This is a genomic window from Pseudomonas citronellolis (assembly GCF_001586155.1).
Lineage (GTDB): Bacteria > Pseudomonadota > Gammaproteobacteria > Pseudomonadales > Pseudomonadaceae > Pseudomonas > Pseudomonas citronellolis.
In genome coordinates this window covers 1,347,075-1,359,947 of record NZ_CP014158.1, presented here as the reverse complement: position 1 = coordinate 1,359,947, position 12,873 = coordinate 1,347,075, and the positions used below count along the sequence as shown (strand labels likewise).

The 12,873-nt window shown below is 64.8% G+C and carries 8 protein-coding genes and 2 pseudogenes; 7 read left to right on the top strand and 3 right to left on the bottom strand.

Annotated elements, in window-relative coordinates:
- Window positions 1-91: 91 nt before the first annotated feature.
- Window positions 92-316, top strand: a complete 225-nt coding sequence (locus tag PcP3B5_RS06205; RefSeq protein WP_009617998.1) for a hypothetical protein — start codon at window positions 92-94, stop codon at window positions 314-316.
- 163 nt (window positions 317-479) lie between these two features.
- On the top strand, window positions 480-1,949 hold the full coding sequence (locus PcP3B5_RS06200) for an inorganic phosphate transporter (protein ID WP_009617996.1): 1,470 nt from the start codon (window positions 480-482) through the stop codon (window positions 1,947-1,949).
- Window positions 1,950-2,048: 99 nt separating this feature from the next.
- On the opposite strand, the gene PcP3B5_RS06195 is transcribed toward PcP3B5_RS06200, so the two are convergent.
- Together PcP3B5_RS06195 and hutH are read right to left on the bottom strand one after the other, a co-directional pair.
- Window positions 2,049-3,431: an amino acid permease gene (locus tag PcP3B5_RS06195; RefSeq protein WP_061560800.1), complete on the bottom strand. Its 1,383-nt coding sequence runs from the start codon at window positions 3,429-3,431 to the stop codon at window positions 2,049-2,051.
- A gap of 67 nt (window positions 3,432-3,498) precedes the next feature.
- Window positions 3,499-5,028, bottom strand: coding sequence for a histidine ammonia-lyase (gene hutH, locus PcP3B5_RS06190; protein ID WP_061560799.1), 1,530 nt, complete (start codon window positions 5,026-5,028; stop codon window positions 3,499-3,501).
- Between the two features lie 618 nt (window positions 5,029-5,646).
- Here hutH and PcP3B5_RS31310 point away from each other — a divergent pair.
- The 5 genes and pseudogenes from PcP3B5_RS31310 to PcP3B5_RS06170 form a co-directional block, all read left to right on the top strand.
- Window positions 5,647-5,841, top strand: a pseudogene (locus PcP3B5_RS31310) (chemotaxis protein); the annotation flags it as partial.
- A 159-nt stretch (window positions 5,842-6,000) separates the two neighbouring features.
- Window positions 6,001-6,477 carry a prepilin peptidase gene (locus tag PcP3B5_RS06180; protein ID WP_061560797.1) on the top strand — a complete coding sequence of 159 codons (477 nt, stop codon included), beginning with the start codon at window positions 6,001-6,003 and terminating at the stop codon, window positions 6,475-6,477.
- Window positions 6,478-6,598: 121 nt separating this feature from the next.
- Window positions 6,599-7,591: pseudogene (locus PcP3B5_RS32520) on the top strand (cache domain-containing protein); the annotation flags it as partial.
- A 138-nt stretch (window positions 7,592-7,729) separates the two neighbouring features.
- Window positions 7,730-8,494 (top strand): methyl-accepting chemotaxis protein, encoded by a 765-nt coding sequence (locus PcP3B5_RS32515; protein WP_420820164.1) that lies wholly within the window; start codon window positions 7,730-7,732, stop codon window positions 8,492-8,494.
- 563 nt (window positions 8,495-9,057) lie between these two features.
- The gene (locus PcP3B5_RS06170; protein ID WP_061560795.1) at window positions 9,058-10,947 is read left to right on the top strand and encodes a methyl-accepting chemotaxis protein; all 1,890 of its coding nucleotides are present in this window, start codon (window positions 9,058-9,060) and stop codon (window positions 10,945-10,947) included.
- Between the two features lie 382 nt (window positions 10,948-11,329).
- On the opposite strand, the gene PcP3B5_RS06165 is transcribed toward PcP3B5_RS06170, so the two are convergent.
- Window positions 11,330-12,805, bottom strand: a complete 1,476-nt coding sequence (locus PcP3B5_RS06165; protein WP_061560794.1) for a helicase HerA-like domain-containing protein — start codon at window positions 12,803-12,805, stop codon at window positions 11,330-11,332.
- Window positions 12,806-12,873: the final 68 nt, after the last annotated feature.

The window sequence follows — 12,873 nt, the reverse complement described above, 5'->3', positions numbered from 1 at the left end:
CGGCTGACAGCGCCCCGCCAGCGGTTATAATCGCGCCTGCTATGCTTTCCCCGCATATCCCCCCATCAGCCACACGCCATCAGGAACACAGGTGACGAAAGACGAACTGCGCGCCGAACTGGAGCGCCAGGAACAGCGTTACAAGGATGTCTATGGCGGCGAGGTCACCCTCTACGCCGCCCAGCCCGACCCCGACAAGAAGCCCTGGCGCAAGCGCCCGACCGTGCAGGACAAGGCCTTCGACCGGGAACTGGAGAAGATGCAGACCGACCTGCAGAAGGCCCAGCAACGCCAGGCCGAACAGGACGCGAACTGAGCCGCGACGGCCCCCCGAAAACGTTGCAGCGCATTGCCCGCAGCGCTGCAAGCCCCGTGCGACCGGGTGTCGCTGGATTCCGAGAATCGCTTCAGGTTTCAGACGACATCCTATCGCTTCTGGCATAATCGCCGCCCCGTCACCGACCGGTCACAGAAACTTCATGTTCGATCTCTTCAGCGGACTCGACCTCTGGGTAGGCATCAGCCTGGTGCTGGCGCTGGGCTTCGTCCTGGCCTTCGAGTTCATCAACGGCTTCCATGACACCGCCAACGCGGTGGCCACGGTGATCTACACCAAGGCCATGTCGCCCTACCGCGCGGTCATCCTCTCCGGCATCTTCAACTTCCTCGGCGTGCTGCTCGGTGGCGTCGGCGTGGCCTATGCCATCGTGCACCTACTGCCGGTGGAGCTGCTGATCAACGTCAACAGCGGCCACGGCCTGGCCATGGTGTTCTCGCTGCTGGCCGCGGCCATCGCCTGGAACCTGGGCACCTGGTACTTCGGCATCCCAGCCTCCAGTTCGCACACCCTGATCGGCTCGATCCTCGGCGTGGGCCTGGCCAACGCCGTCATCACCGGCGTGCCGCTGGCCGACGGGGTGAACTGGCAGAAGGCGATCGACATCGCCATGTCGCTGATCTTCTCGCCGCTGGCCGGCTTCATCGTCGCGGCCCTGGTGCTGATCGGCCTGAAGTGGATGTACCCGCTGTCGAAGATGCACAAGACCCCGGAAACCCGCCGCGAAGTCGACGAGAAGAAGCACCCGCCGTTCTGGAACCGCCTGGTGCTGGTGCTCTCGGCCATGACCGTGAGCTTCGTCCACGGCTCCAACGACGGCCAGAAGGGCATCGGCCTGATCATGCTGGTGCTGATCGGCATCGTCCCCGCCAAGTTCGTCCTCGACCTCAACAGCACCACCTACCAGATCGAACGCACCCGCGACGCCGCCATCCACCTCAGCCAGTTCTACCAGCGCCACACCGACGTGCTCGGCGACATGCTCGCCCTGGGCAAGGGCGCCGACGGTGAGATGCCCGAGCTGTACCGCTGCGAAGCGAAGCAGACCGAATCCACCCTCAAGGGCCTGCTGAGCGACATCAAGGGCATCTCCAGCTACAACGAGCTGTCCGCCGACAGCCGCGTGCAGGTGCGCCGCTACCTGCTGTGCCTGGACGACACCGCGAAGAAGGTCGGCAAGCTCGACAGCCTGCCGGCGCGCGAGAAGGCCGACCTGGAGAAGCTGCGCAAGGACCTGACCAGCACCACCGAATACGCGCCCTTCTGGGTGATCATCGCGGTGGCCCTGGCCCTGGGCGTGGGCACCATGGTCGGCTGGAAGCGCGTGGTGCTCACCGTCGGCGAGAAGATCGGCAAGCAGGGCATGACCTACGCCCAGGGCATCAGCGCCCAGCTCACCGCCACCGCGGCGATCGGCATGGCCAACCTCTACAGCCTGCCGGTGTCCACCACCCACGTGCTGTCCTCGGGCGTGGCCGGCACCATGGTCGCCAACCGCAGCGGCCTGCAGGGCGGCACCGTGCGCAACATCCTGATGGCCTGGATCCTCACCCTGCCCACCTCCATGGCCCTGGCCGCCGGCCTGTTCTGGCTGGCCTCGCGCTTCTACTGACGGCCCCGCCGACGCCTGCCCCATTCACGACGCCTGCCCTGTGCAGGCGTCGTGCTTTTCAGACCTCACGCGCCTAAGGCAGGCGGCGATAAAGCAGGCTCAATCGGTAATGCCTTCCCCTGCGTTGCCTGGGCGCAGGCGGAACCAGAAAATGGCCGTCAAGATCGCAAGCCATACGAGCCCTGCCCATAAGGCCATTTGCGTTTTGGAAAAGGCTCCCAGCACGACGAAGATGAACAACATGAAAGCGATTGCGGCAGCTGGGGCATACGGCCATAAAGGCACGCGGTATTTCAGTGCCTTGGCTTCTTGAGCGCTCATGCTCCTGCGCATCGCCACCTGCGACAGCAGGATCATCAGCCACACCCAGACAGTGGCGAATGTGGCGGTGGAGGCGATCAGCAGGAAAACATTCTCCGGGATCAGGTAATTCAGCACTGCGCCAAGCAGCAGCGCAATCGCCATCACGACAACGGTCATCCAGGGCACACCTTTTCGGGACACCCGCGCAAATACCGCGGGCGCTTGCCCTTGCTTGGCCATCCCATAAAGCATGCGCCCCGCCCCGAAAACATCGCTATTGATCGCCGACACCGCCGCGGATATCACCACAACGTTGAGTATCGCCGCTGCAGAGTTGATGCCCAGCCCGCTGAAAATCTGTACGAAGGGGCTCCCCTGCGTGCCAATCTGCGGCCAGGGGAAAATCGACATCAGCACGAAGAGCGTCAGGACGTAGAAAAGCAGGATTCGCACCGGCACGGCGTTGATGGCTCGTGGCAAAACGCGCTGCGGGTCGCGGGCCTCTCCCGCCGTTACGCCAATGATCTCGATTCCGCCAAAGGCGAACACCACAACGGCGAAGGAAGCTATCAATCCCTCGATCCCATGGGGCATGAAGCCGCCATGAACCCAAAGATTCTGGACGCCGGTGGCCGCTGCCGACTCCGCCAGGCCGTAACCAAAGAGCATGATGCCGAGGCCGGCGAGGATCATCATTACGATGGCCCCCACCTTCACGAGCGATAGCCAGAACTCGAGTTCACCAAATACCTTCACGGTGCAAAGGTTCAACGCCCCGATGAAGAAGATGATCGACAGCACCCAGATCCATCGAGGCACTTCTGGAAACCAGAAGCCCATGTAGATCCCAAATGCCGTCACGTCGGCCAGGCAAACGATGACCATCTCGAAAGCGTAGGTCCACCCCGTGATGAAACCCGCCAGTGGCCCCAAGTAGGTGCTGGCGTACTCGCCAAATGAGCCCGGTGCGGGATTGCGAACCGCCATCTCCCCCAGTGCGCGCATCACCATGTATACCGCGATGCCCGCTATGACATAGGCAGCCAATACGGCGGGGCCGGCCATCTGAATGGCCGAGGCGGAACCATAGAAAAGGCCAGTACCGATCGCCGCCCCCAAGGCGATGAAGCGAATGTGGCGGGCGCTCAGACCACGTTGAAGTTCAGTTTTTGCTGTCATTCCCTTGCTCTCCTGATTGTTCTTATGGGACAGGGTTGCAAGGCGCCCTCGCGGGCGCCAGTCAGTCCTAGAGGCTTGGCAGAAGCTTTGCCGGCATCAGCGCATTGAGGCAGCCGCTGGCAAGCAAGCTGCTTGCAGCCTCGATGTCAGGAGCAAAGAAGCGGTCCTCCTGGTAATACGGAACCTCGTGCCGCAGGAGCCTACGGGCTTCCTCGAGCGGCAGGGATGACTTCAGGCCCTCCCTGAAGTCCAGCCCCTGGCACGCGCCAAGCCATTCGACGGCAATAATTCCGCGGACGTTCTCCGCCATGCTCCAGAGCCGCTTGCCGGCGTTCGGAGCCATCGACACGTGGTCCTCCTGGTTGGCGGAAGTGGGCAGGCTGTCGACACTGGCGGGGTGAGCGAGTGCTTTGTTGTCGCTGGCAAGCGCTGCCGCGGTGACCTGGGCAATCATGAACCCGGAATTGACCCCACCGTTCTCGACGAGGAACGGCGGCAACTGGGACATGTGGCGGTCCATCATCAAGGAGATACGCCGCTCGGACAGTGCGCCGATCTCGGCAAGCGCCAAGGCTATATTGTCGGCGGCCATCGCCACCGGCTCGGCGTGGAAATTACCGCCGGAAACTACCTCGGCTTGCTCGGCAAACACCAAAGGGTTGTCTGAAACCGCGTTGGCCTCGATCTGCAGGACCGTGGCGGCATTGCGCAGCTGGGTCAGGCATGCCCCCATGACTTGCGGTTGGCAACGTAGAGAGTACGGGTCTTGAACCTTTTCGCACTGCGCGTGAGAGCTGCCGATCTCGCTGCTCTCGGTCAGCAGGCTTCTATATGCCGCGGCGGCATCAATCTGGCCTGGCTGGCCTCGAGCATCGTGTATACGGGCATCGAATGGCGCTCGCGAGCCGAGCATGGACTCCACGCTCAGCGCCCCACAGACAGTAGCGGCCGCATACAGATCTTCGGCCTCGAACAAGCCTCGAAGGGCGTATGCCGTCGAAACCTGCGTTCCGTTAAGCAGCGCGAGCCCCTCCTTGGCAGCGAGTGTCATGGGTTCCAGGCCCGCAATGGCGAGTGCCTCGCACGCTGGCAACCATTGTCCCCGATAACGCGCCTTGCCTTCTCCAAGCAGCACCAGGGACATGTGTGCCAAAGGCGCGAGGTCGCCCGATGCTCCAACAGACCCTTTCAAGGGAATATGCGGGTACACCTCGGCATTGATGAGCGCGACCAGGGCATCGATCACCTTGCGACGGATGCCGGAGAGGCCCCGGGCAAGGCTATTCACCTTCAGCAACATGATCAGCCGAACCATGGCATCATCCAGTGCCTCGCCCACGCCGGCGGCGTGCGAGAGCACCAATGAGCGTTGCAGCTTTTCAAGCTCGTCGGAGGCGATACGCGTCGAGGCTAGAAGGCCAAACCCGGTGTTGATTCCATAGGCCGTCCGGCCTTGGGCGATGATGTCTTCCACACATGCAACGCTGGCATTGATGGCGTTATTGCAGGAGGCGTTCAGTACAACCCGTAGAGGCTGGCGATAGGCTTTGCGCAGGTCACTTAGCTGAAGGTTGCCGGCAGTCAGGTGAAGTTCCAAATCAGGGGTCTCCTTTATAGGCCGCCAAGGGGCGGGGTCCTTGTGATGCACATCGGCAGGAGGACTCCATGCGGTAAGCGGCATGAACCTGGCTCCCAAAGGGGCCGTTCCCCCTGCATCTCAAATTTATACATGTACATACAAGTATGTGCAAATAAAGGGCCAGCCGGAATTCATACCATCAATAAATATTAAGTTATTGAAAAATATAGTATTTTTAAATGCTCGAAGAAAATCAGAGGGGCGCCTTTTCGGCACTGGGGTGTTCGGTAACGAGAAATAGCGGTGTGTGGGGTGTTCTCACACTGTCGCGTCCTTCTTCGGAACGGGTGAATCTGCTCTTCGTTCTCGCGAACGCTTTTCTCTGCACTTCAGCTCTGCCCGCTACCGTTCGTCCACCTACCCAAAGCTTCTGACAGAAAATGCCGACTTCTAATCTGGAGGCCGCGAATAGCCGGCCCCCCAGCCCTGGACAAGGGCTTCGCGGCCAAGAGTGCCAACCCGGCCGGCCGCCACCCGCATGACCGGCCACCTCCGCCGCCCACCCCGCGCGGACCCAACACGGAACTCGGGCTCACCGTCGAGCCCGTCAACCACTGGCCCCTCCTGGACGACTCGATGATGAAGAACCTGACGTTCAGCCACAAAATACTGCTGGCCGCTTCCCTGGTGGTTTTTGCCGCCCTTGCCCTCTTCACGCTGTACAACGACTCCCTGCAGCGCAATGCCATCCGCGCGGACCTGAAGTCCTACCTGCAGGAAATGGGCGAGGTCACCGCGAGCAACACCCAGAACTGGCTGAGCGGGCGCATACACCAGTCGACTCGCGAAATCGCCGGTACCGCGCGCCAACTGCATGACGTATCGCAACTGGTGGTCAACGCCTCCGATGCCTCGCACCACGCCAGCGACGCCTGCCCCGCGCAGGCGTCGCCTGGCCATCCGGGCCTGACCTGAGCAGGACACGAGCGAATGCTGGCGACATGGATGCTGCTCGGTTGGCTGGCCGCCTGTGCCTACCAGGACCTGCGCCGCCGCAAGGTGGATAACCTGCTGACCCTCGGCGGCCTGGCCGCGGCCGCCGCCTACCTGTACCTGCATGGCCACAGCCTGACCCAGCATTCCGTGGCGGCCGCCCTCGCCGCGGCGGCCCTGGGCCTCGCGCTGAGCCTGCCCGGCTACTGGCTCGGCAAGCTGGGCGCGGCGGACGTCAAGCTGCTGGCCGCGCTGGGTCTGGCCAGCGACCCCGACACCCTGCTCTACAGCCTGGGCCTGGCCTGCCTGGCGACGCTGCTGCTGATGCTGGGCTGCAGGCTTTCGATCGACTCGAACAGACTTCCGCAGCCCGTCGTGGCGCGGCTGAAATCCTTCGATGCCAGCCGTTCCAAGTCATTTCCCTTCGTTTTCTCGATCTTTGCCGGCTATCTGCTGCAACTGGCATTCACCTGAACGATGCCCGCGAGATCCGTCATTCTTTTCTGACGTCATTTTCCCATCACAAAGCTAAAGTCCCACAGAAGACGGCCGATACAACCTGCCCACACCGTCGTTCCTGCAGGATGCTCTACCCATGCTTCGCTCGCTGTCCTTCGCCAAGAAAATCCTTCTGGCGGCCTCCCTCGTGGTGATCTTCGCCTTCGCCTGCTTCATCTTCTTCAACGACTTCCGCCAGAGCCGCGCCATCCAGGAGGACACCGACTCCTACCTGCGCGAGATCGGCAGCCTCACCGCCAGCAACATCCAGAGCTGGCTGGAAGGCCGCATCCACCTGGTGGAGATGGAAGCCGCGCAACTGGCCGATGGCGAGCCCACCGCCGAGCGCATCCAGCACGTGCTGGAGCAGCAGGTGCTGCAACGGAACTTCGAATCGGTGTACCTGGGCGAGGCCGCCAGCGGCGTCTTCACCATGCGCCCCTACTCGCCCATGCCCGACGGCTACGACCCGCGCCAGCGCGGCTGGTACAAGGACGCCGCGGCCGCCGGCCGGCTGATCGTCACCGAGCCCTTCCTCGACGCCGGCACCAAGGAGCAGATCCTCGCCATGTCCATGCCGGTCATGCGCAACGGCCAACTGGTCGGCGTGGCCGCCGGCGACATGAAGCTGCAGACCATCACCGCCATCCTCAACTCGCTGAAGTTCGACGGCGACGGCTATGCCTTCCTGGTCAGCGACGCCGGCAAGATCCTCCTGCACCCGGACGACGCGAAGGTGTTCAAGAACCTCGCCGAGGTCTACCCGCACGGCGCGCCGCAGGTCCGCCCCGGCGTGCAGGAAGTGGAAGTTGACGGCCATACGCAACTGGTCTCCATGACCCGCGTCGAGGGCCTGCCGGGGGTGTCCTGGTACGTCGCCCTGGTGCTGGACAAGAGCGCCGCCTACGCCATGCTCAGCGACTTCCGCACCTCGGCGGTGATCGCCACCCTGGTCGCCATCGTCGCGATCATCTTCCTGCTGGGCATGCTGATCCGCGTGCTGATGCAGCCGCTCACCGACATGGGCCGCGCCATGCAGGACATCGCCCAGGGCGAGGGCGACCTGACCAAGCGCCTGAAGGTCGACAGCCGCGACGAGTTCGGCCTGCTGGCCGAGGCCTTCAACCGCTTCGTCGCGCGCATCCACGAATCCATCCGCGAAGTGGCCGGCACCGCGCGCCAGCTGCATGACGTGTCGCAGCTGGTGGTCAACGCCTCCAACTCGTCCATGGCCAACTCCGACGAGCAGGCCACCCGCACCAACAGCGTGGCCGCGGCGATCAACGAGCTGGGCGCCGCCGCCCAGGAAATCGCCCGCAACGCCGCCGACGCCTCGCACCACGCCAGCGACGCCAGCCATCAGGCCGGCGATGGTCGCCAGGTGGTGGAGCAGACCATCAGCGCGATGAACCAGCTGTCGGAGAAGATCAGCTACGCCAGCACCCACATCGAGGCACTGAACAGCCGCACGGTGAACATCGGGCAGATCCTCGAAGTGATCAAGGGCATCTCCGAGCAGACCAACCTGCTGGCGCTCAACGCCGCCATCGAAGCCGCCCGCGCCGGCGAGGCGGGCCGCGGCTTCGCCGTGGTGGCCGACGAGGTGCGCAACCTGGCGCACCGCGCCCAGGAATCTGCGCAGCAGATTCAGGGCATGATCGAGGAACTGCAGGTGGGCGCCCGCGAGGCGGTCAACACCATGGGCGAAAGCCAGCGCTACAGCCTGGAAAGCGTGGAGATCGCCAACCGCGCCGGCCAGCGCCTGGCCAGCGTGACCGGACGGATCAGCGAGATCGACGCGATGAACCAGTCGGTGGCCACCGCCACCGAAGAGCAGACCGCGGTGGTCGATTCGCTGAACATGGACATCACCGAGATCAACACCCTCAACCAGGAAGGCGTGGAAAACCTCCAGGCCACCCTGCGCGCCTGCGCCGACCTGGAGGCCCAGGCCGGGCGCCTGCGGCACCTGGTGGACAGTTTCCGCATCTGATCCGCCATCCATGAACAAGGCGCCTGCGGGCGCCTTTTTCATGTTCGCAAGATGCCATCTGCAGGAGCGGGCCCTGCCCGCGAATCGCGCGCAGGGCGCGCTCCTACAAGGGTGCGAGGCATGGGCACCCGTAGGGCGTATAACCGTTCGCGGTTATACGCCGATACACCTCATCCACAGGCCATCTCCTGGCCGAGCCCGGAATGCGCGGAAACAGAGGTTCGGGCTCCACCATGCAAGGGCCTGGAACCAAGGCCAAGCGGCGTATAACGCGGAGCGTTATACGCCCTACACACTTCTCTGCCTTTCACCCTCCGACCGCTACCGTTCGTCCGCCTCGCTAAAGCTTCCTACAGAAAATGCCGACTTCTTGTCTGAAAGCCGCATCAGCCGGCGCTTCAGCCCCGGGCAAGGGCTTCCCGGCACAGGAGTGCCACCGGCCGCACGTCACCCGCGGGCGGCCCCACCGCCGCCCCACCCGGCGCGCGGTCTGTAGTCCGGGGGCTCGGAACCATCGCCGAGGCCCCCAAATCACTGGCCCCATCCCTGGATGCAAAAACAAGATGATGAAGAACCTGAAGTTCAGCCACAAAATACTGCTGGCCGCTTCTCTGGTGGTTTTCGCCGCATTCGCGCTCTTCACCCTGTACAACGACTCCCTGCAGCGCAACGCCATCCGCGCGGACCTGGAGTCCTACCTGCAGGAAATGGGTGAAGTCACCGCCAGCAACATCCAGAACTGGCTCAGCGGGCGCATCCTGCTGGTGGAACACACCGCCCAGAGCATCGGCCGCGACAGCGCGCCGGCCAGCCTCGGCGGCCTGCTGGAGCAGAAGGCGCTGACCTCGACCTTCAGCTTCACCTACCTCGGCCAGGCCGACGGTAGCTTCACCATGCGCCCGGACGACAAGATGCCCGACGGCTACGACCCGCGCACCCGTCCCTGGTACAAGGACGCCCTGGCCGCCGGCGGCACCACCCTGACCGAACCCTACGTCGATGCCGCCACCGGCCAGCTGATCATCACCATCGCCACGCCGGCCCAGGCCGCCGGCAAGACCGTGGGCGTGGTCGGCGGCGACCTCAACCTGCAGGCCATCGTGCAGATCATCAACTCGCTGGACTTCAGCGGCATGGGCTACGCCTTCCTGGTCAGCGGCGACGGCAAGGTGCTGGTCGCCCCGGACAAGCAGCAGGTGATGAAGAACCTCAGCGAAATCTACCCGCAGAACACCCCGCGGATCGGCAGCGGCTTCAGCGAGAGCGAGCTCAACGGCTCTACCCGCATCCTCGCCTTCGCCCCGGTCAAGGGCCTGCCTTCGGTGAACTGGTACATCGGCCTGTCCATCGACAAGGACAAGGCCTACGCCATGCTCAGCACCTTCCGCACCTCGGCGGTGATAGCCGCGCTGGTCGCCATAGTCGCGATCCTTCTGCTGCTGGGCATGCTGATCCGCGTGCTGATGCAGCCGCTCACCGCCATGGGCCGCGCCATGCAGGACATCGCCCAGGGCGAAGGCGACCTGACCAAGCGCCTGGCGGTGCACAGCCGCGACGAGTTCGGCGCCCTGGCCGAAGCCTTCAACCGCTTCGTCGAGCGTATCCACGAGTCCATCCGCGAAGTGGCCGGCACCGCGCGCCAGCTGCATGACGTCTCGCAACTGGTGGTCAACGCCTCCAACTCGTCCATGGCCAACTCCGACGAGCAGGCCAACCGCACCAACAGCGTGGCCGCGGCGATCAACGAGCTGGGCGCCGCCGCCCAGGAAATCGCCCGCAACGCCGCCGATGCCTCGCACCACGCCAGCGACGCCAGCCACCAGGCCGGCGACGGCCGCCAGGTGGTGGAGCAGACCATCGCCGCGATGAACCAGCTGTCGGAGAAGATCAGCTACGCCAGCACCCACATCGAGTCGCTGAATAGCCGCACGGTGAACATCGGGCAGATTCTCGAAGTGATCAAGGGCATCTCCGAGCAGACCAACCTGCTGGCGCTCAACGCCGCCATCGAAGCCGCCCGCGCCGGCGAGGCGGGCCGCGGCTTCGCCGTGGTGGCCGACGAGGTGCGCAACCTGGCGCACCGCGCCCAGGAGGCCGCGCAGCAGATCCAGGGCATGATCGAGGAACTGCAGGTGGGCGCCCGCGAGGCGGTCACCACCATGGGCGAAAGCCAGCGCTACAGCCTGGAGAGCGTGGAGATCGCCAACCGCGCCGGCCAGCGCCTGGCCAGCGTGACCGGGCGCATCAGCGAGATCGATGCGATGAACCAGTCGGTAGCCACCGCCACCGAGGAACAGACCGCGGTGGTCGACTCGCTGAACATGGACATCACCGAGATCAACACCCTCAACCAGGAGGGCGTGGAGAACCTCAAGGCCACCCTGCGCGCCTGCGCCGACCTGGAGACCCAGGCCGGGCGGCTGCGGCAGTTGGTGGACAGCTTCCGTATCTGAACCGCCATCCATGAACAAGGCGCCTGCGGGCGCCTTTTTCATGTTCGCAAGAGGCCACCTGCAGGAGCGGGCCTTGCCCGCGAATCGCGCGCAGAGCGCGCTCCTACAGGGGTGCGGGGCATGGGCACCCGTAGGGCGAATAACCGTTCGCGGTTATACGCCGATACATCGATCCCATGCCCAGCCCATCGCGGACGGAGTCCGCTCCTACGGTTCCAGGAAGCACGGCTTTTCGTAGGATGGCGTTGAGCGAAGCGATACCCATCAGCGCAACCGCATGGGTTTCGCAAGCTCAACCCATCCTACGAAGAGCACCTCGGCGCAAGACAGTTGCTCCTACGTTGCAGACGAGCACGGCGCCGGCTGTAAGCGATATGCCCACCTACCGCCGCTTGCCCCCCAGCAGCGAGCCCATCAGCCCGCGCACCAGTTCGCGGCCGATCTGGTTGGCGGCCTGGCGCACTACCGTCTTCATGGTCTGGCTGGCCAGGTTGCCGAGGATTTCCCCGGCCATGCTGCCCAGGCTGCTGCCGGCGTCGGCCTTGGTTTCGCTGGGCGCCATCTTGTCGTCGGTGCGGCCGGTCAGGCGCTCGTAGGCCGATTCGCGGTCGATCGGCTTGTCGTAGCGACCGGCCAGGGGCGAAGTGCGGATGATCTGCGCGCGCTCGGCGTCGGTCAGCGGGCCGATGCGCGACTGCGGCGGGGCGATGGCCACGCGCTGGACCATGGCCGGGGTGCCCTTCTCTTCCAGGGTGCCCACCAGCGCTTCGCCGATGCCCAGTTCGGTGAGCACCTTCAGGGTGTCGAACGCCGGGTTCGGGCGGAAGCCGTCGGCCACCGCGCGCAGGGATTTCTGCTCCTTCGCGGTGAAGGCGCGCAGGCCGTGCTGGATGCGCAGGCCGAGCTGGGCCAGGACGTCGTCCGGCAGGTCGCCGGGCGACTGAGTGACGAAGTACACGCCCACGCCCTTGGAGCGGATCAGCCGCACCACCTGCTCCAGGCGGTCGTGCAGGGCCTTGGGCGTGCCGTTGAACAGCAGGTGCGCCTCGTCGAAGAACAGCGCCAGCACCGGCTTGTCGGCATCGCCGCGCTCGGGCAGTTGCTCGAACAGTTCCGACAGCAGCCAGAGCAGGAAGGTGGCGTAGACCTTGGGCGCCTCGTGCACCAGCTTGCTGGCGTCGAGCAGGTGGACGCGCCCGCGGCCGTCGGAATCCGGGCGCAGGATGTCTTCCAGCTGCAGCGCCGGCTCGCCGAAGAAGGCCTCGGCGCCCTGCTGCTCGAGGGTCGCCAGGCGCCGCAGCAGCGCCTGGGACGAGGCGCCGGTGAACAGCGCGCGGTCGTCGCCGAGCACTTCCGGGTGGTCCTTGAGGTAATTGAGCAGCGCCTTGAGGTCCTTCAGGTCGAGCAGCAGCAGGCCCTGCTGGTCGGCCACCTTGAAGGCGGCGAAGAGCGCGGCCTGCTGGCTGTCGGTCAGCTCCAGCAGGTTGCCCAGCAGCAGCGGGCCCATCTCGCTGAGGGTGGTGCGCAGCGGGTGGCCGCTGTGGCCGGCGACGTCCCACAGGCTCACCGGGTAGGCCTTGGCCTGGTAGCCCAGCCAGGGCATCGAGGCGATGCGCTCGGCCACCTTGCCCTGGGGGTTGCCCGCCGCGCCCAGGCCGCAGAGGTCGCCCTTGATATCGGCGGCGAACACCGCGATGCCGGCATCGCTGAAGCTCTCGGCCAGGTGCTGCAGGGTCACCGTCTTGCCGGTGCCGGTGGCGCCGGCGATCAGGCCGTGGCGGTTGGCCAGCTTCCACGGCTGGCTGACGGGCTGGCCATCGGGACCGGCGCCGATGATGAGTTGGTTGCTTGCTGACATCCTTGCTCCCCTGGTGAACGGAAGGTCACCCGGCAAGACTGGCGCTTCGCGCGCCCGAGCGCAACGGC

Coding starts and splice junctions, on each gene's coding strand:
- PcP3B5_RS06200 (WP_009617996.1), top strand. CDS start 480: ATGTTCGATCTCTTCAGCGGACTCGACCTCTGGGTAGGCATCAGCCTG.
- PcP3B5_RS06195 (WP_061560800.1), bottom strand. CDS start 3,431: ATGACAGCAAAAACTGAACTTCAACGTGGTCTGAGCGCCCGCCACATT.
- PcP3B5_RS06180 (WP_061560797.1), top strand. CDS start 6,001: ATGCTGGCGACATGGATGCTGCTCGGTTGGCTGGCCGCCTGTGCCTAC.
- PcP3B5_RS06165 (WP_061560794.1), bottom strand. CDS start 12,805: ATGTCAGCAAGCAACCAACTCATCATCGGCGCCGGTCCCGATGGCCAG.
- PcP3B5_RS06170 (WP_061560795.1), top strand. CDS start 9,058: ATGATGAAGAACCTGAAGTTCAGCCACAAAATACTGCTGGCCGCTTCT.
- PcP3B5_RS32515 (WP_420820164.1), top strand. CDS start 7,730: ATGGCCAACTCCGACGAGCAGGCCACCCGCACCAACAGCGTGGCCGCG.